Genomic DNA, 16,571 nt, shown 5'->3' on the forward strand with positions numbered 1-16,571 from the left:
GAATTAATGGGATGCCTGGGCGGCATCAGGGCGTCCGTTGAAACCGGTGACGGCTGCAGGATCGATGTCGCCTATATTGCTGACGTTGAGCACGACACTGCCGCTGCTGGACAGGCGCACACCGTTAAGTTTCCCGGCAACGTCAATGGCCGGTTTTTCTCCGCTGTCGGTCTGCACTTCCATCGTGTAGTTTCCGGCGGGCAGTCCCAGTGCTGCGGGATTGACGGTGAAAGGCACGGAACCCGGCGCCTGCGTGCCGAGTTCAACATTGTGTTTCTTGCCGTCGCTGCCGGTCAGCACCAGCGTGGTCTTGGACGAAGCGCTGGCCAGCGTGATGGCGCCGCTGACACTGTCCGTACCGAGGTTGATGCTGTTGGTGCTGACGGTGACGCTGGAGCCTACCTGCCCGCCGAGCGCCAGCACCTGCATGCTTTGCAGCACGCTGGTGCTGGCGCTGGTCAGGCCGGCCAGGTTTTGCAAGGATTCCGTCTGGCTCAGCTGGGCCAGCTGGTTGACGAACTGGCTGGGGTCCGTCGGCGAGAGCGGATCCTGGTTCTTGATCTGCGCCACCAGCAGTTTGGTGAACATGTCGGAAACGTCGTTGCCGTTGCCGGCGGGCGGTTGTGCTGCACTACTGCCGGAGGCACCGCTGTTATTGTTCAAGAGACCGGTTTGCATGATCAAGATTCTCCTAGTTTGAGGAGGGACTGCTGCATGGCCTTCACGCGGCCGAGCACCTCGACATTAGTTTCAAAAGCGCGGGAAGCCGACATCATGTCGGTCATCTCCGCCACCTGGTTGACATTGGGATAGAACACCATCCCCTCTTCATTCGCCATGGGATTCCCAGGCTCATACGTTTTGCGCAAGGGTTCCGCGCTTTGAACCACATCCAGCACCTGTACACGGCCGCCTGCCTGGGGCGTGCTGCCGGAACCGGCATCCATGACGGCCGCGAACACGGGCTTGCGGGCGCGGTAGGTGCCGGCTTCGCTGCCGGCAACGGAGTCGGCATTGGCCAGATTACTGGCAATGGTATTGAGCCGCACTGTCTGGGCGGCCATGGCGGAACCGGCGATGTCTGCAATATTTCTGAATGTCATGGTTATTGCCCGGCAATTGCTTTTGCCAGTCCCTTGAGTTGCATATTGACGAAAGTGAGGCTGGTCTGGAAATCGGACGCGTTTTGAGAAAAGGCTGCCTGCTCGACGCCTATTTCCACGGTATTGCCGTCGCGGGTAGGGTGGTAGGGCACGCGGTACAGCGGATCGCCGCTTACACCATCGGTGTCCAGGCCCAGGCCGTTGCTGAAGCCGCTGCCGTCGCTGTCCATGACCTGCTGCAGCGTGGCATTGAAATCCATATCCTGCGCTTCATAGCCGGGTGTGTTTTCGTTCGCGATGTTCGACGCCAGTATCCTGGTTCGCTCCGCACGCAGCTTGAGGGCGTCCGGGTGCACACCCAGCGCATCCTTGAAATTAATACTCATGCTTCACCTTCCGTGGTTGAACTGCCGATGTAAAATGCCTGACATCCGAATTGCACTGAATGAAAGTCCCGCGTTGAAAGTCCTGTAATGAAAGCCCCGTATTGAAAGCCTTATCTATGCCTTCCGCTCCAGATGCTTTTTTGTTCCCTTGTCTTGCCGTGCGGCGTACAGCCGAACTCTTGTCGCTCACGCTGCTGCTTGCGCCGGGTCTTGCCGGAGCAGTGGCCGGCGCCGGCGGAACGAGCGACAAACTGCTGGCACAGATCCAGGACACTGCCCGTCGGCATTTGCTCAGGCAGGCGGAAAACGCGGGTTTGCGCGAGCCGCTATTTGATGTGGAGGTCATCAGGAGCGCCAAGCCGGTGCCTGCCTGCGGCGAACCCGTGCAGGTGGAGGGCATCGATACCCGCACGCCCAGCCGCATGCGGTTCGCAGCGGCATGCCGTACGGATACGCCATGGAGAATCGAATTCGTCGTGCGCGCCCATGTATCTGCCAGCGTGGCGGTTGCCGTTGCGGCGCTGCCGGCCGGCAAGCCGTATGCCGCAGCCGACCTGACGCTGGAAAGGCGGGATGTCACGGCAACGCCGGATCCCGTCTCTGACCTGGAGCGCGCCGTCGGTATGACGGGCCGGCGGGCACTGCGCGCCGGCGATGTATTGCGGGAGAGCTTGCTGGCTGCGCCGCTGCTGGTGCGGCGGGGAGAGGCGGTAAGCATCGTGGTGCGTAGGGAACAGATAGAAATCAGCGTCGCAGGCGAGGCAATGGAAGCCGGCGCGCGCGATGCACAGGTACGGGTACGCAATGTATCCACCGGCAATATCATCCGCGCCCGTGTAGTCGGACCGGCGATGGTGGAGCCTGTTGGCACGTCCTTGTCCACTCAATCCCCCGAATGACCGTTTGAAGGCGTTGATGCGCCGCGGCCGGCCTGGATGCGGTTTGCCACGCGGGCCAGCTTGTCGGCATAGGCGGGATCAGTGGCATAGCCGCCGCGCGCCAGACCCTGGGCAAATGCATGGGCATCGCTGCCGGTGTTGAGCGCGGCGCGATAGCGCGGATTATTCAGCAGCATCTGCGCATAGTCCTTGAAGGCGCTGGCCTGGTCGGGATAGCTGCGGAATGCCTCGGTTTTCTTGACGGCGCTGCCGTTCTCATATTCCGTTGTCAGCGAGTTGGCCACGTCGCCGCGCCAGCTGCCGCCCGCTTTCAGCGCGAACAGGTTGTTGCTGTCGCCACCGCCAGACTGCCTCAACGGCCGCTGGCCCCAGCCGGATTCGAGCGCGGCATGCGCGGCGACCAGGTCGGCCGACACGCCCAGGCGCTGGCCGGCTTCTTGCGCCCACGGCGCAATTGATTCCAGGAAATCCTGTTGCCCTTCGGGGATATCCGCGCCGGTGCTGCTATCTGCCTGCATGCCGGATTGCAGGCGCGCACGGTGGGCCTGCCCTTCGGCGCTGAGTATCGACATCGCGGAAGAGTCCGATGCCGCAGAACCGTGCTCGATGAAGTCGCTGACATCCCTGCGAACATCGCCGAACAGCGCGGCAAAACTGTTGCTGCCGGAGGCCGGCATCGCCGGCGAACCCGTTGCCATTGCCGTCGCAATTGCCGGAGCTGTAGCCGGCAGCCTTTGCTGCAGGCCCGGTGTCGGCGCGGTATGAAAGTCAGCCTGGCGCATAGATCTGTTCCTCGCCATGCAATGCTGCTTGCATGATGCTTTGCTGGTTCATCATCAGGCTGCAATTGCGCGTGTTGCGCTGCTTGCAGTCAATCGCCAGTTCTTCCAGCAATTGCCAGCCGGATTTCAGCGCGTCGCGCGGCGCACCGGTCAATATGCCTATCGCTACTGCCATGGTGCCGTCTGCTCCAAGCAGATTTTCAATCAGGAATACGCGCTGCTGGCGCCTTTGTTCCATCATGTCCACCAAGCCGGTGATCTGAGCGGCAAGTTCGTTCAGCTGCGCCGCCTGGTAGCGCAAGGCGGCATTGAACTGATCGTCCAGCAGTAACTGCAGCGAACGGTAAGCCTTGACGTCTTCGGCCACGCCCTTCATCAGCAGGCTCAACTGCTGCGGATGCGTGGGATTGCTGCCGGGAAGCAGTGCTTTCATTTGTCGCTTCCGTGGAAACGCTGGATCAACCCCGCCAGCTTGGCGGGGTTGAAGGTGATTTCTCCCTTGGCCAGGGCGTCGCGCAGCGCCGCCACCTTGGCCTGGTCTATTTCCGGCATGTCGCGCATTGCTGCCAGCGCAGGCTGCAATACGGAGGACTGCAAGGCCGGCGCCTCGCCCGCGGTGCTGGTGGCACTGGTGGATACAACGTCGCCGGCTGCAGTCTCGGCAACGCGGCTGACTGCGGACGTCTCGGCGGCGGCTGTGTTTGCGGGGCCGGTCCCGGTTGAAATTCTCATACGATTGCCTCTTGGTCTGGTTTGCATGTCATGTTGGCACCGGTTGTGCGGCAAGAGTGATTCACCGCCGAAGCAGCGCATTTCCCGCCTAGTTTCCGTTCGCAGTGCGTCCTTTCACTGGAAGAAGTTTGTCGCGCAGCCGTTTCAGCAAGTCGCGGTCCGGCAGTTCCGTATCCACATCCTTGCTGATCGGTTGCGTATCGCCCGGCATGCCGAACATCGCGGCGATGTTTTGCGCCTGGCCGCTGGTCAGCACCAGGATTTCAATGCGGCGGTTGACGCCTGCATCGGCGTTTTTGGTATCCAGCGGCGCCCGGTCCGCCATGCCTACCACCTGCAGTACGCTCTGTGCAGGCATGCCGCCGGCCAGCAGCTGCGAACGGGCCGACATCGCGCGGTTACTGGACAGAGTCCAGTTGGAGTAGGCCGCATAGCTGGTATCGGCGTATTGCAGCGAGTCGGTATGGCCGACGATCAGCATCTGGTTCTCCATCCGTGAAAACAGCGGCCCCATCTTGCGCAGCAGATTCTTGAAACGGTCCGTCGGCACCGCGCTGCCGCGCACAAACATGCCCTGTTTATCGGTGTCGTGCAGCATCACGCGCAGGCCGTACGGCGTGATGATGGACTGCAGGTTGCTGCTGAGCCCTGCGTCGGCGCTCATGCTGGCCAGCGCTCTCGACAAGGCAGCCAGCTCGCTGGCCGATTCATATCGGATCTTGCTGTCGCGGGCTTTCTCTGCAGGATCGGCCGGATGGGTATCGCCCACGGTCAGCTGCCTGCCTGCCGTTTCTGAATCGCCGGTGCGCGACAAAGGATTGCGTTCTATCATGCTGCCGCGCGGACCGCCCATCGATTCCGCCATGACACCCTGGCCTTCGTCCAGCTTGCCGCCGTGCGAATCGTTCATGACTTCCTGTATGCTTTCCTGCTGGCGCGCAGCCATGACCCATAGCACCAGGAACAGGCACATCAGCGCCAGACAAAAATCGGCGAAGGCGACTTTCCAGGCGCCGCCGTGGCCGTCATCATCATGCTTGCGCGCGGCTCGCTTGATGACGGCTTCGCCGTGTTTGTCATGCTTGTTAGGCTGCACGCTGTCTGTCTCCGTTGCGGCGTTGCGGCGTATCCTGCTCTTCGCCGTCATTGCCTTCCATGGCGTTGATCCAGCTTTCCAGTTGCGCAAAACTGGGCTTGATGTTCAGTTGCACCAGGCGGCGTCCGGCGTCAATCGCCAGCAGCGCAGGTTTCCCCGCCACATGGGTGACCAGCACGACTTTGACGCATTCCATCGTCGATGCCTCCTGGTTGACCAGCTGCTTCATCATGTTGCTGAGCGGATCCAGCACGCCGTAGCAAAAAAAGATGCCGATAAAGGTGCCTACCATCGCCGCCGCCACCCGCTCGGAAATTTCTGCGGCATTGGCGCCTTCCCCGACGGTGTTCATCGCCATGACGATACCCAGTACGGCAGCCAGGATCCCGAATCCCGGCATGGCTTCGGCGATCTTGTGCAGCGATTTGGACGGTTGTGAAAGTTCGTCATGGATGGCTTCCAGTTCTTGCTCCAGGACGCCTTCGAGTTCATGCGAGCTGATCTTTCCCATCGCCATCAGGCGGAAGTTGTCGACGATGAAAGCCAGCAGCTTGGGTTCTTCCAGGATTAGCGGGTAGCGCTTGAACAGCTCGCTTTCGCGCGGGGCTTCCACGTGCGCGTCCAGCGCCTTCAGGCCGCCGGCTGCCGTTTGCAGTAATTCATACATCAGCAACAGCAGCTGGCGCTGGAATTCCGAATCGTGCTTGCGTTTCATCACGATCTTGCGCAGCTGCCCCAGCATTTCCGACAGCACATAGCGCGGATTGCCGAGCACCAGCGCACCCAGCGCCGCGCCGGCGATAATGATCAGTTCCACCGGCTGCCAGATGGCGCTGGCGGTGCCGCCCATGAAGCCGAAGCCGCCGAAGACGCACGCCACTACGATGAGGATGCCGACTAGTTGTTGCATGCTGATTTCCTGTTCTGCATCATGGTTTGACTCCGGGGTTCCTGCGGCCGTTTTCCAGAAAATCCTGCATCTTCCTTAGCGCGCCCTTGTTCAGTTGGCACACGCGGGCGTCGGTCAGATCCAGAACGGCGGCGATTTCCTTGTAGCTCAGTTCGTATTCGTAATACATCTGTATGACTCGCTGCTCGCGCTCATCCAGATTCATCAGGGCCTGTTCCAGGCTGCGCTTGTTCATCAGCTGTTCTTCCGGGCTGGGAACGTCGGCGTGCATGCCTCCCATTTCCAGCAGCAGTTCGTCGAAGCTGGCGATCGATTCCGCGTTTTCGTCCATCTGGTGCTCGCGGTAAGCTTCGCTGGTGATTCCCAATGCCTTGACGATTTCGTTCTCGGTCGGCTCATGCCCGACCTGCCTGGTCAGTTCGCGGATGCCGTCGCGCAGCTTGTGGCTTTGCTGGCGCACCGCGCGCGGGCGCCAATCCTGGCGGCGCAATTCATCCAGGATGGCGCCGCGGATGCGCAGGCTGGCATAACCTCCGAACCCGGCATCCGGTTCGCCATAGCGCCGCAATGCTTCCAGCAGGCCCATCAGGCCTATCTGTTCCATGTCGTCGCGGTCGATTGCGCCGGCCACCTGCGAGTTCAACTGGCGCACGATGCGCTTCACCAGCGGCACGTACGCCAGCAGATGTTTTTGCTCATCCGCGCTGTGCTGCAACAGGGCAGCGCCGGCTTCGGCGTACTCCTCTACATAGGCCACATCACACTCCACGTAAGCTCCTGCTATATATCGAATGTTTCATTCGGCGCATCATTCAATGATGAGCTTGCCTATCATGACTTCGGCAAACGGTTTTTCGTGATGGTCGCGGGCGTAATTTTCCGTAAACGCGCGGTTGATCTCCGTAGCAAACTGGTCCACCGTCATGTACTCCGCTTTTTCCATGGGAAAGGAAGACAGCGATTTCACTGCGATGCTGCGCAGCAGCGGCAGGTGTTCCTTGGTTATCTTTTCCTTGTCCTCTGCGACCTTGATCACCAGGTCAGTGGACATATAGTGGGTGACTGTTTCGCCCGGACTGCGGCGCAGCATGACGACCACTTTTTCCAGGCTCAGGTATTTGTAGACCTTGGTATCGGCGGCAAGCTTGGCCGCAGCGGCAGCAGGACTTGCCGCTGCGGGCTTGGGCATGCTCCACCACATCGCCGCCGCGGCGCCACCGCCGGCGAGCAAGCCCACCGCAACGAAAGCCAGTATCAGTTTGAGGTTGTTCTTCATGTCCGCTTAACCCTTGTCTGCCGGTGCTGCAAAACTGCCAGCCTCTTGCTCGGCGTCGGCCAGTGCACGGCCGGGCTGGTTTTCTTCCCTTTCCCTGGCTGCCTGCTGCTGGCGGCCTTCTGCATCTGCACTGCCGTTGCCTGCATTACCGCCGGCATTGCTACGGGACGGTGCAGACACCGTTACCGCTACGTCGCTGTACTGGCGATGGCTCTGGCTCAGGTCCTGTCTCAGGCTGTCGCCGATGCTGTGGAGCTGGCGCAGCACTTCATTGTTGGTGGCGCTCATGTTGACTTGTAGCGCACCAGCCTCGTGGCGTATGGAAATTTCTATGCGGCCCAGCATCGGCGGGTCCAGCCGTATGACTGCCTGCTCGCTGTTTTTGCCCAGCTGCATTTGCAGGCGGTCTCCCAGCGCTTCCCTCAGCGGCTGTTGCCACTGTGTGGGCGATCCAGCCAGCTTGACTGTATCTGCCGGCATTGCGGTCGGATTGCCGAGGCCGGCTGCGGACCACACACCAGTGCTATTGCCGGCCGGAGGCAACGTAGCGCCGCCGGCCTGGCTGCGGTCGGCACTACTGTCGCTGCCAAAGAACGGTAGATCACGCGTAGCGCCTGCCGTCGCCTTTGTGTCTGCTGCCGGCGGAATTTCTGCAGGCATGCGCAGATTGCCTGGCTGTTGGGGCTGCGTTGCTTGGCCTGCCGTATCGGGCAGGCTGGAAAAATTTGCCTGGCCGGACTCCGTAGCCATCGCCTGCGTTCCAGAAACATCGATAAGGGCGGTAGCCGTGGATTGGCGCATATCCGGTGCAGCGGCTGCGTTGGCTGCTTCGGCTGCTTCGGCTGCGCCGGATATTGCCGCGGTTTCTGCATCCCCCGACGTGCCGTCGGTAGGCTGCCCGCCGACGGCAGGGGACAGCGTTAGGGCTGTCGGGGCAAGTGCCGGCGCCATGGGGAAATTCAGGATCACCGGCATCAGCGACAGCGCCATCGCCGGCAGGCCGGCATCCTTTTGCGCATCGCTGTCGGCCTCGCCGTGTGCCTGGGTTTTAGCGGGAGTTTCCGTATCTTCTTTTTCGTCCGCTTTCGCTTCGGCGCCTGTTGTCCTCGCGGAACCGAAAATGCGTGAAAACTGGGACCAGACGTCGTTGGGCAAGCCACTGTTGACGGCCGGTGGCTGACCCGCCTGGCTAGAAGATGCTGCCGGAGCCGGTACAGGCGCTGCATTCGCCGAAGTGGACGGAGATGCGGCGGCAATGGCGGGACTGACAGGATTGACGGCGCCGGCGGACGGCAGGTCGCGGGTGGATGGTGCGTTGCTGTTCAGTGCGATGCTCATGCTTCAGTTCCATTCAAGTCGTTTGCGCCATTCAGTGCGTAGGCCATCCAGCCTTCCTTATTGGCTTGCATCGTGGCCAGATGTTTGTTCAGTCGCTCGGACTCCATTGCACAATGCTGGTAAGCCTCGCTGTGCGTGGCACGCAGGCTCAACAGGCCGGCGCGTTCCTCGCGGCTCCACGCGCCTGCGGCCGCCAGGCGCTGCAGGCTGGCGCCCAGTTCCCTGTCGGCTTGTTCCAGCGCCGGCCAGTTTTTTGTTTCAGCGGCTTCCTTGAGCCGCGCTGCCATGGCGAGCAACTGCTGTTGCCGGCTCGTTTGACTGTCGATGTGCCTATTCATGTTTAGCCTGCACGCCTTGCCATCCTTGCCTGATGGTTGTCAGCAAGGTGGCGACTTCATCGACCATCGCCGGCTCCAGCTCCACGCCGGCCTTGTAAAGTCGCCACGCGCAGTAGTCGTACAACTTACCCAGGTTGGCAACCACTTCGCCGCCGGTATCGAAATCCAGCGCGCTGGACAAGCCGTTCAATATTTCCACGCACTTGTCCAGGCTGCCGGCCTTCAGCTCATAGCGGCGGGCAGCGATATGTGCGCGCGCGCGGGCCAGCTCCTCCAGCAAACCGTCCATCAGCACCAGCACCAGTTGCACCGGCGTGGCCCTGGCCGTCTGTGCATCGAGATTGACTGCGTGGTAACTGCTATAAGCTTCGTAATTCAACATCGTTATCTCACTGGTTGGATGGCCGGAGGGCTGCTCGTTACTATGGGTTGCCGTTAATTGCTGTTAGTTGCTGTTACTGAACAGGGCATCGAAAATATTCGTGGTCTGGTCCATCTGCGCCTGCAGCGTCTGTAGCTGGGTAAATTGCTGCAGATAGCGGTTGTAGGCACTGTTGTACTGGTCATCCAGCGAAGTCTGGCGGTCGGCCAGCGAGGATTGCAGATTAGTCACCGAATTCTGCCTCTGCGTAATCTGACCGGTGGCGCTGTTGGTCCAGAGTTCCAGATACTTGTTCATATCGCCGAGGATGCCGGATTGTGAACCCAGCGTTGTGGTACCCAGCAGCTTGTCCAGCCCTTCCGGATCGGTCGCCAGCTTTTTGGTCAGCTGGGTCTGGTCCAGCGACAAGGTGCCGTCGCGGTTTGCGGTAACGCCATAGCTGGCCAGGCTCAGGCCGTTCAGGCTTTCGCGTATTGCGCTGCCCATGCGGCTGTTGAGCACGCCCAGGCCGGTGTCATTGGCAAACGTGCCGGCGGCGATATTTTTTGAAGGGTTGCCTACGGTGGTCAGGCCGCTGAGCACGCCTTGCAAAGCGTTATATGCGTCTACGAAAGACTGCATGTTTGCAGCCGTGCCCGCCGTGTCGGACGCGATGGTCAAGCCTACAGGCGGATCGCCTGCCGACATGGCCTTGGTGAAGGTCATGCTGACGCCGTCGATGGCCTTGAAGGTATTGGATGCCTGCTGCAGCCTGATGCCGGTATTCTGGTCGCCCAGCCAGACGACGGCGTCTTGCGCCGGCACCAGTTCGCTACCGCCATCCAGCGCTGTTTTCAGCGGGCCGGAAGCAACCTGGCTGGTGTCCAGCGTGATCTTGCCGTCGAGGCCGGTAGCATTTGATTGCAGCACCAGTTGCGATTGTCCGCCCACGGTAACGGTGGAGGCGGTAACGGTGGAGTTATTGCCGGTCGCGGTATTGATTGCCGCGGCGATTTCCTTCGCTGTCAGGCCGTCGCCGTTGGTATCGGCTGCCGCCAGGTTGACATTGAAGGTGGTGCCGCCGGCCAGCGTGACTTTCAAGGTATCGCCACCGGTGACGCTGGCATTGGTCAGCCCGCTATAGACCACCTGGTTGGCACTTGCCAGTTTTTCAACGAAAAAGGAATAGCTGCCCGGAACGGCGGAGGCATTGGCGGTTGCCGTGCCGACGGCGCTGTTGCTGAACGTGGCGGTCTGCGCGAGCACGCCGTTTTTGTTCGACAGGCCGTCGAGCGCGGATTCAAAGGTGGTCAGCGCAGATTGCAGTTTCGTCAATCCATCCGCCGCGCTTTTTGCTGCGTTGGTCTGGTTGGTCAGCATGGTCTGCCGGTCTGCCGTATAGGCAGTCGCAAGCTGCTTGGCGGTGGTGTCCGGATCGTATTTTGGGGTCGAACCGCTGGTGCTGGATGTGCTGGTCATGTCAGTTTCCTTTCTGAAAAGGGGGAGGTGGTGGCCTGGTTTCCTGTTTTGGTATTATTACCAAGGTACAAGGCGACCGTTTTTGCTCCCGGCTGAAATCGATGTGCGGATGTCATGGCTGCCTTCCACGGTGCCACGCCTGGATGGCCAGCTCATCCTGCTGCTTGCGATCATGCTTTTGTTGTTCATTGCTTAAGTCGTTACGTTTTTGCTCCAGCACCTGGCCCAATACCTCGCGCTTGCGCCACGCGCTGTTGAGCGCCTGCTGGGTGACTGCCATGTCCGCTTCGTGCAGGTCCAGGTCGTTGCGGTGTGTGTCCGCTATCTGCATGACGGCCTGCTTGTAGTTGGCGCAATTGATCGATAGTACGAGCGGTAGCGCGCCGCTGGCGCCGCTGTCGGCGCACAGGCCGGCCAGGCGCTCCAGGTTGGCGCGGTAGCGGTCCCGCACGCCGGCCTTGCCGGACAAATCGGCCTGCAGCCGGTCCACGTCGCGGCTGCGCAGCGTGACCAGGGTATCCAGACTATCTATCGTCGAGCGTTTGCTCATGCCATCAACTCCTCAAGCTGGGTGACGCACGGCCCCATTGGCGCGGCCTCATGCGTGCCCTGGCACAAAAATTCTTCGATACGCGGATTCAGGTTGACCGCGCGGTCGGTAACGGGGTCTGCCCCCGGCACATAAGCGCCCAGGGGAATCAGATCACGCACCCTGTCATGGCGGGCCAGCATGCTTTTCAGGTCGCGGGCTGCATGCAGCTGCTGCTTGCCGACTACCTGCGCCATGCAGCGGCTGATCGATGCGCCGATGTCGATCGCAGGGTAGTGGCCGCGTTCGGCCAGTTCCCGCGTCAGCACGATGTGGCCGTCCAGGATCGCGCGTGCGGCGTCCACCACAGGATCCTGCTGGTCGTCGCCCTCGGCGAGCACGGTATAGATGGCGCTCATGCTGCCTTGTTCGTTTTCACCGTTGCCAGCGCTCTCCACGAGTTGAGGCAAGGCGGAAAATACCGATGGCGGATAGCCTTTGGTCGCAGGCGGTTCGCCCAGCGCCAGCGCTACTTCGCGGCGCGCCATCGCATAGCGTGTCAGCGAATCCACCAGCAGCAGTACGTTTTTGCCCTGGTCGCGGAAATGCGCGGCAATCGAATGGCAGAGCTCGGTGGCCATCATCCGCATCAGCGGCGACTCATCCGCCGGAGCGATGACCAGCACCGCCTTGCTCAAGCCTTCCTTGCCGAGCGATAGTTCGACAAATTCGCGTACCTCGCGGCTGCGTTCGCCGATCAGGCCGACCACGACCACGTCCGCCACCGTCTGCCGCGTGATCAGGCCCAGCAGCACGCTCTTGCCCACGCCGCTGCCCGCCATCAGGCCGACGCGCTGGCCCTTGCCCAGGGTGAGCATGCTGTTGATGGCGCGTACGCCCACGTCCAGCGGCTCGCTGACCGGTTTTTTCCTCAAGGGGTGTACTTTGGGCGGATGGGATTCCAGCACGTGTTCTCCGCCCAGCCTGCCCAGGTCGTCTATCGGTTCGCCCAGGCCGTTGACCATCCTGCCCAGCCATGAAGGGCCGATCTGCAGGCTGGCTTTTTCCGGGCTGGGCAGCACGCGGGCGCCGGTCGTCAGCCCCGCCGCTTTCTTGAACGGCATCAGGTAGGATAATTTTTCACGGAAACCCACTACCTGTGCATCCAGCCATTCGCCGGACACGGTTTCGATCTGGCAGCGCTGGCCGGTGTACAAAGGGCAGCCCGCGCTTTCCAGCAGCAGGCCGGATGCGCCCACCAGCCTGCCGGTGGGCGTGGCGACCGGCACGGCGCCGAGTTCGAGTTTGCGCAGCGCAGCGGAGATCATGACGCTGCCTCCTCGTCCGGAGTATCCGCTGCGTTCTGTAGTTGTTCGCTGACTTGCTCCAGGCAGGCAGCCAGGCGCTGCTGGCAGCCTGCATCGGCTTCGTGGTCGCCGGCCTTGACCCGGCATTCGCCCAGGTCCAGCCGGGAATCGGGTATCAGCGTCCAGCGTGCCGCACGCTTTGGGTCCAGTTCCTTGATGCGCTGCAGCTCTTCGGGGTTCAGGAATACTTCAATCTCATCGCGCGTAGGCGGCATCGAAGCCAGGGTTTCGTCGACCAGGGCCAGCAACTGCACGGGCTGCAGTGCCAGCTCTGCCCGAATCACCTGGCGCGCAACCTTGGCCACCAGGTCCACCACTTCCTTGCGTTGCGCTTCGCGGTAGTCGCTGCCGATTTTTTCCAGGCCGGCCAGCATCGCATCCAGCGGACGGGCCAGTGTGTCGAACGACACCAGGGTTTCGCGCCGTCCTTCGTCGCGGCCCTGTTGCGTGCCTTGCCGCAGGCCGGCCTCGTAGCCGTCCTGACGGCCGCGCTCCAGCCCCAGATCGTACCCGTCCTTCTGCCCCTGCTGGAACCCCTCGGACACGGCAATCTGCCATTGGTCTTCGGTGCCTGCGGAACGCTCGTTGGCAGCCTTGAACTGTGCCAGCGGCGGGAAGCGGTAAGGACGGAACTGCTTCATTCAACCACCGCTTCAGCGAACAGCTGGATTTCTATTTCGCCCGCATCGGCCAGCGCTTTTACCTGCGCCATGATTTCCCGGCGTGTCTGTTCTATGCGGCTCAGGGGAATAGGGCCGGCGCGCCGCATCATGTCTTCGAAGTTCTGCGCCTGGCGGCGTGGCATGGTTTTCAGGATCGCGTCGCGCACCGCCGGCTCCGCGCCCTTGAGCGCGATGGCCCATTGTTCCAGCGGCACTTCCTCGATGATGCGCATGATCGCCACTTCGGGCTGGCGCGACAGGATGAAGAAATCGTACATGCTGAATTCGATTTCGGAGACCACTTCGGGGTCGTGGGCGCGCAGCAGTTCCACCAGCTGCTGGCGGTCTCCGGTCACGCGATTCAGTATTTCGGCTACCTGGCGCACGCCTTCTATGCTGGTGCTTTGCATGTCCAGGCTGTTCAGGCAGCGGCCAACCAGCTCGTCCAGCTCCAGCAGCAGGTCCTTGTCGATCTCGTCCAGACGGGCAACGTTCAGCAGCACCAGGTCGCGCCCTTCCAGCGGTAGCGCGTCGATGATGCTACCGGCCAGTGTGGGCGGCAGGAAAGCCAGAAACACTGCCTGCATGCGCACATGCTCATTGGCGATATAGTCGGCCAGCCATTTGGGCGATACCCACTGCAACCTTGCCATTTTCGGGCGGATGGCATCGCCGTAAATGCTATTGAGCACGGTGTTGGCGATGTCGCCGCCCAGTGCCAGGTCCAGCGAACGTTTCAGGTAAGAGCGCGACGCGCCGTGCACGCCGCTCTGCTGACGGTAGTCGTCAAAGAAGTTTTGCATTGCCGTCTTGACGGTTTCTACCTTCAACCCGCTCATGCGCGACATCACCTGTGTCACTTCCAGCAGTTCTTCGCGAGACAGGCAACGCAGCACTGCTGCGGCTGGCTCTTCGCCTATGCTCAGCAGCACGATGGCGGCCTGCTCCACCGGGCTGAGCGCGACTGCGGCCGGCAGCGCCGGGTCGGAAGGGTTATTGAGTTCGGCCATTTTTTTGCATCCATTGTTTGACGACTTCAGCCACGCGTTCCGGCTCCTTGCCTGCCAGCACCTTCAGGTGGTCCACCATCACGTCCACAGCGGAACCGGCGGGGGGCAAGTCGTAGTTCTCCAGCAGCGGCACTACCGGCATGGCGCCGGCGAGCTTGGGTTCTGATTGCGTCCTGCCTTCCGCGCTGGAAGCGGAAAGGGCCTGCGCAGCAGAAGCACTGTTGTTGAGGTGAACGTCGGCGGAGCGCAACATCGGTGGGGCCAGTTTTTGCGTCGCCAGCCGCATCATCGGACGCACTATCAGGAAGAAGCCCAGCACCGCCGCCAGCGCATAGCTGGCCCAGGAGCCCATGTCGACGACGTTGTCGCGCTCCTGCCACCATGCAACAGGTGCTTGCTTCGGAGGAAAGGGCAGCGCCGATACCGCCAGATTGTCTCCGCGTTGCGCGTTGATGCCCAGTCCGTTGCGCAATATCTTGTCTATGCCTGACAGCTCTGCCGGAGTCCAGCCTGTCTTGGGAACCGGTGCCGCATTGTTGTTCAGCACTACCGCTACGCTGAGTTTATCCAGCCGTCCGCGGCTATGCTTGATCTGCGTGATGCTGCGGTCGTAAGCATACTGGCGCGTGGTCGCATTTTTGCGCGCGCTGCCCTGGTCTGCCGTCTTGTCCTTGTCGCCATCCGCAGCTTTTTCCGTATCCGCAACCGAAGAAGGAGGGCGGTTGCTGAGCGAACCGGGGATGCCGAGCGCCATGCGGTTGCGGTCCTGCTCATCGCGCATTGCTTCGTTCGTTACCTTTGGGTTGTCGCCGTATTTTTCCTGTGTTTCTTCCACCCTGTCGTTGTTGACCGCGGCGGTAACGCTGACCTTGAAATTGTCTTCACCGAGGACCGGCCCCAGCAGGTCGCGGATATTACGGCGGGTTTCGTCCTGAAAGCGCTTGGCGCTTTCATCGCCGTTATTGCCGGCGTCGAAGCCTTCGCTCAGGTCCACGTGCGAAGAAAGCAGGTTGCCGGCCTGGTCCACCAGGCTGACGCGCTGCGGCGCCAGCGAAGCCACGCTGCCTGCCACCAGGTTGATGATGGCAGCGATCTGCTCGGGCGCCATGGTTCGGCCCTGCTTCAATGCCACCACTACCGAAGCCGAGGATTTTTCGCCATCGCTTGCGACGAAGGAGCTTGATTTGGCAATTGACAGGTGGACGCGCGCGGAAGAGATCGCATCCAGGCTCATGATGCTCTGCGCCAGTTCGCCTTCCAGGCCGCGCCGGAAGCGGACGTCCTGTACAAACTGGCTGACGCCCAACGGGTCATTCTTGTCCATCAGTTCCAGGCCGGCCGGCAATTGCGCCGTGACTCCCTTGGAGGCCAGCATCATGCGTACTTTGCCGAGCATGCTTTCCGCCACCAGCACCTGGCCGCTGTCCGGATGCACCCTGTATGGAATATGTTCTGCGTCCAGCGCAGTCATCATGTCGGACACAGCGATTTTTTCGCGGCCTCCGAAGACCGGTTTGTAAGCAGACTGGTCGCGCCAGAAATACATCATTGCCAGCGCGGTCAGGCCGATCGCGAGCACGACGATGGGGATCAGGTTTTTGAGTACGGCGGAAGAAGCGGCGGGCAGGGCGGCGGGAGTATGGGATCGCAAGCGCGCCAGGCCGGACTTGAGGGTGGTAATCACTGGGATATCCGGTCGGGTTAGAGAGGAAGCTTGATCAGGTCGTCAACCGCGCCCATGACCTTGTTGCGGACCTGCATCAGCATGGAAAACGACAGGCTCGCTTCCTGGCTGGCGAGCATCGCTCCCACCAGATCATCGCTGCGGCCGCTGTCGACGTCCGCCATCTTGTCGGAGGCAAGCTGTTCTTTGCCGTCCACCTTGCCGATGGCGTCCTTCATGCTCTGAGCGAAAGACGCTTCCTGCTGGAAGCCTGCGTCGCCTATCTGCATGGCCGGTGCGACCTCGTTGTCTTTCAGATTCAGCGCGTCATTTTTTAATGAAGCCAAATCTGCACGGATCAAGCTCGTCATTTCGTGTGCCATTTATCCATCCTTGTTTGTTTGAGGTGCAAACCTCAATCCAGGGCGCTGGGCGCTTAAAACAGGTCCAGATCCGACTGCATACCTGCAGCAATATGGTTTCCGGTTTTCGCCAATAGTGCCTACAAAATATGTCAGCAATATTACAAAAAAATGTAAGACTAAATACTATTTAAACGAAAATTACGAATGAAAATTAAATGTTTTTATTTACTTTTGCTTACGAAATTTATTTAGTACCTTACGGTAACTATTTATTC

General features: G+C 60.9%; 21 protein-coding genes. 1 reads left to right on the plus strand and 20 read right to left on the minus strand.

Going from position 1 to position 16,571, the window contains the following annotated elements:
* Nucleotides 1–3 precede the first annotated feature (3 nt).
* From ACO0LO_RS17540 to flgB, 3 genes are read right to left on the minus strand one after another with little or no spacing between them, the layout of a single operon-like run.
* A complete protein-coding gene (locus tag ACO0LO_RS17540) occupies nt 4–678 on the minus strand; it encodes a flagellar hook capping FlgD N-terminal domain-containing protein (RefSeq protein WP_422965740.1) in 675 nt (224 codons plus the stop codon).
* Between the two features lie 2 nt (nt 679–680).
* Nucleotides 681–1,103: a flagellar basal body rod protein FlgC gene (gene flgC, locus ACO0LO_RS17545; protein WP_422965742.1), complete on the minus strand. Its 423-nt coding sequence runs from the start codon at nt 1,101–1,103 to the stop codon at nt 681–683.
* A 2-nt stretch (nt 1,104–1,105) separates the two neighbouring features.
* Nucleotides 1,106–1,489, minus strand: a complete 384-nt coding sequence (gene flgB, locus ACO0LO_RS17550) for a flagellar basal body rod protein FlgB (RefSeq protein ID WP_422965743.1) — start codon at nt 1,487–1,489, stop codon at nt 1,106–1,108.
* Nucleotides 1,490–1,668: 179 nt separating this feature from the next.
* Between flgB and flgA the strand changes: the two genes are divergently transcribed.
* Nucleotides 1,669–2,388, plus strand: a complete 720-nt coding sequence (gene flgA / locus ACO0LO_RS17555; RefSeq protein WP_422965745.1) for a flagellar basal body P-ring formation chaperone FlgA — start codon at nt 1,669–1,671, stop codon at nt 2,386–2,388.
* Here flgA and flgJ read toward each other — a convergent pair.
* The 17 genes from flgJ to ACO0LO_RS17640 form a co-directional block, all read right to left on the minus strand.
* The gene (gene flgJ, locus ACO0LO_RS17560; protein ID WP_422965747.1) at nt 2,373–3,170 is read right to left on the minus strand and encodes a flagellar assembly peptidoglycan hydrolase FlgJ; all 798 of its coding nucleotides are present in this window, start codon (nt 3,168–3,170) and stop codon (nt 2,373–2,375) included. The two genes, flgA and flgJ, sit on opposite strands and share 16 nt — an antisense overlap.
* Complete coding sequence (gene flgN, locus ACO0LO_RS17565) at nt 3,157–3,603, minus strand: flagellar export chaperone FlgN (RefSeq protein ID WP_422965749.1); 447 nt, start codon at nt 3,601–3,603, stop codon at nt 3,157–3,159. The genes flgJ and flgN overlap by 14 nt, the downstream gene beginning before the upstream one ends.
* Nucleotides 3,600–3,902 carry a flagellar biosynthesis anti-sigma factor FlgM gene (flgM, locus tag ACO0LO_RS17570; protein ID WP_422965750.1) on the minus strand — a complete coding sequence of 101 codons (303 nt, stop codon included), beginning with the start codon at nt 3,900–3,902 and terminating at the stop codon, nt 3,600–3,602. The genes flgN and flgM overlap by 4 nt, the downstream gene beginning before the upstream one ends.
* A gap of 88 nt (nt 3,903–3,990) precedes the next feature.
* Entirely contained in the window at nt 3,991–5,049 is a 1,059-nt protein-coding gene (locus tag ACO0LO_RS17575; RefSeq protein WP_422965752.1) for a flagellar motor protein MotB, read from the minus strand.
* A complete protein-coding gene (gene motA, locus ACO0LO_RS17580; RefSeq protein WP_422965754.1) occupies nt 4,988–5,908 on the minus strand; it encodes a flagellar motor stator protein MotA in 921 nt (306 codons plus the stop codon). Before motA ends, ACO0LO_RS17575 begins: the two co-directional genes overlap by 62 nt.
* A gap of 19 nt (nt 5,909–5,927) precedes the next feature.
* Nucleotides 5,928–6,665 (minus strand): RNA polymerase sigma factor FliA, encoded by a 738-nt coding sequence (gene fliA, locus ACO0LO_RS17585; protein WP_422965756.1) that lies wholly within the window; start codon nt 6,663–6,665, stop codon nt 5,928–5,930.
* Between the two features lie 51 nt (nt 6,666–6,716).
* Entirely contained in the window at nt 6,717–7,184 is a 468-nt protein-coding gene (locus tag ACO0LO_RS17590; RefSeq protein ID WP_422965757.1) for a flagellar basal body-associated FliL family protein, read from the minus strand.
* Between the two features lie 6 nt (nt 7,185–7,190).
* The gene (locus ACO0LO_RS17595) at nt 7,191–8,522 is read right to left on the minus strand and encodes a flagellar hook-length control protein FliK (protein WP_422965759.1); all 1,332 of its coding nucleotides are present in this window, start codon (nt 8,520–8,522) and stop codon (nt 7,191–7,193) included.
* Nucleotides 8,519–8,860: a hypothetical protein gene (locus tag ACO0LO_RS17600; protein WP_422965761.1), complete on the minus strand. Its 342-nt coding sequence runs from the start codon at nt 8,858–8,860 to the stop codon at nt 8,519–8,521. Before ACO0LO_RS17600 ends, ACO0LO_RS17595 begins: the two co-directional genes overlap by 4 nt.
* Nucleotides 8,853–9,242: a flagellar export chaperone FliS gene (gene fliS / locus ACO0LO_RS17605; RefSeq protein ID WP_422965763.1), complete on the minus strand. Its 390-nt coding sequence runs from the start codon at nt 9,240–9,242 to the stop codon at nt 8,853–8,855. Before fliS ends, ACO0LO_RS17600 begins: the two co-directional genes overlap by 8 nt.
* A gap of 63 nt (nt 9,243–9,305) precedes the next feature.
* On the minus strand, nt 9,306–10,700 hold the full coding sequence (fliD, locus tag ACO0LO_RS17610; RefSeq protein ID WP_422965765.1) for a flagellar filament capping protein FliD: 1,395 nt from the start codon (nt 10,698–10,700) through the stop codon (nt 9,306–9,308).
* A gap of 112 nt (nt 10,701–10,812) precedes the next feature.
* Nucleotides 10,813–11,250, minus strand: a complete 438-nt coding sequence (locus tag ACO0LO_RS17615; protein WP_422965767.1) for a flagellar FliJ family protein — start codon at nt 11,248–11,250, stop codon at nt 10,813–10,815.
* Nucleotides 11,247–12,557 (minus strand): flagellar protein export ATPase FliI, encoded by a 1,311-nt coding sequence (gene fliI, locus ACO0LO_RS17620; RefSeq protein WP_422965769.1) that lies wholly within the window; start codon nt 12,555–12,557, stop codon nt 11,247–11,249. Before fliI ends, ACO0LO_RS17615 begins: the two co-directional genes overlap by 4 nt.
* The gene (gene fliH / locus ACO0LO_RS17625) at nt 12,554–13,237 is read right to left on the minus strand and encodes a flagellar assembly protein FliH (RefSeq protein WP_422965771.1); all 684 of its coding nucleotides are present in this window, start codon (nt 13,235–13,237) and stop codon (nt 12,554–12,556) included. The genes fliI and fliH overlap by 4 nt, the downstream gene beginning before the upstream one ends.
* Nucleotides 13,234–14,268, minus strand: coding sequence for a flagellar motor switch protein FliG (locus tag ACO0LO_RS17630; protein WP_422965772.1), 1,035 nt, complete (start codon nt 14,266–14,268; stop codon nt 13,234–13,236). The genes fliH and ACO0LO_RS17630 overlap by 4 nt, the downstream gene beginning before the upstream one ends.
* Nucleotides 14,252–15,952 carry a flagellar basal-body MS-ring/collar protein FliF gene (gene fliF, locus ACO0LO_RS17635; RefSeq protein WP_422965774.1) on the minus strand — a complete coding sequence of 567 codons (1,701 nt, stop codon included), beginning with the start codon at nt 15,950–15,952 and terminating at the stop codon, nt 14,252–14,254. Before fliF ends, ACO0LO_RS17630 begins: the two co-directional genes overlap by 17 nt.
* A 17-nt stretch (nt 15,953–15,969) precedes the next feature.
* Nucleotides 15,970–16,314 carry a flagellar hook-basal body complex protein FliE gene (locus ACO0LO_RS17640; RefSeq protein ID WP_422965776.1) on the minus strand — a complete coding sequence of 115 codons (345 nt, stop codon included), beginning with the start codon at nt 16,312–16,314 and terminating at the stop codon, nt 15,970–15,972.
* Nucleotides 16,315–16,571 lie beyond the last annotated feature (257 nt).

Origin of the sequence: Undibacterium sp. TJN25 (assembly GCF_049339885.1) — a bacterium.
Taxonomy (GTDB): Bacteria; Pseudomonadota; Gammaproteobacteria; order Burkholderiales; family Burkholderiaceae_D; genus Undibacterium.

Coding starts and splice junctions, on each gene's coding strand:
- ACO0LO_RS17590 (WP_422965757.1), bottom strand. CDS start 7,184: ATGAAGAACAACCTCAAACTGATACTGGCTTTCGTTGCGGTGGGCTTG.
- flgM (WP_422965750.1), bottom strand. CDS start 3,902: ATGAGAATTTCAACCGGGACCGGCCCCGCAAACACAGCCGCCGCCGAG.
- flgB (WP_422965743.1), bottom strand. CDS start 1,489: ATGAGTATTAATTTCAAGGATGCGCTGGGTGTGCACCCGGACGCCCTC.
- ACO0LO_RS17540 (WP_422965740.1), bottom strand. CDS start 678: ATGCAAACCGGTCTCTTGAACAATAACAGCGGTGCCTCCGGCAGTAGT.
- flgN (WP_422965749.1), bottom strand. CDS start 3,603: ATGAAAGCACTGCTTCCCGGCAGCAATCCCACGCATCCGCAGCAGTTG.
- ACO0LO_RS17640 (WP_422965776.1), bottom strand. CDS start 16,314: ATGGCACACGAAATGACGAGCTTGATCCGTGCAGATTTGGCTTCATTA.
- flgC (WP_422965742.1), bottom strand. CDS start 1,103: ATGACATTCAGAAATATTGCAGACATCGCCGGTTCCGCCATGGCCGCC.
- fliH (WP_422965771.1), bottom strand. CDS start 13,237: ATGAAGCAGTTCCGTCCTTACCGCTTCCCGCCGCTGGCACAGTTCAAG.
- flgJ (WP_422965747.1), bottom strand. CDS start 3,170: ATGCGCCAGGCTGACTTTCATACCGCGCCGACACCGGGCCTGCAGCAA.
- fliS (WP_422965763.1), bottom strand. CDS start 9,242: ATGTTGAATTACGAAGCTTATAGCAGTTACCACGCAGTCAATCTCGAT.
- motA (WP_422965754.1), bottom strand. CDS start 5,908: ATGCAACAACTAGTCGGCATCCTCATCGTAGTGGCGTGCGTCTTCGGC.
- fliI (WP_422965769.1), bottom strand. CDS start 12,557: ATGATCTCCGCTGCGCTGCGCAAACTCGAACTCGGCGCCGTGCCGGTC.
- fliD (WP_422965765.1), bottom strand. CDS start 10,700: ATGACCAGCACATCCAGCACCAGCGGTTCGACCCCAAAATACGATCCG.
- ACO0LO_RS17615 (WP_422965767.1), bottom strand. CDS start 11,250: ATGAGCAAACGCTCGACGATAGATAGTCTGGATACCCTGGTCACGCTG.
- ACO0LO_RS17630 (WP_422965772.1), bottom strand. CDS start 14,268: ATGGCCGAACTCAATAACCCTTCCGACCCGGCGCTGCCGGCCGCAGTC.
- ACO0LO_RS17575 (WP_422965752.1), bottom strand. CDS start 5,049: ATGACGGCGAAGAGCAGGATACGCCGCAACGCCGCAACGGAGACAGAC.
- ACO0LO_RS17595 (WP_422965759.1), bottom strand. CDS start 8,522: ATGAGCATCGCACTGAACAGCAACGCACCATCCACCCGCGACCTGCCG.
- ACO0LO_RS17600 (WP_422965761.1), bottom strand. CDS start 8,860: ATGAATAGGCACATCGACAGTCAAACGAGCCGGCAACAGCAGTTGCTC.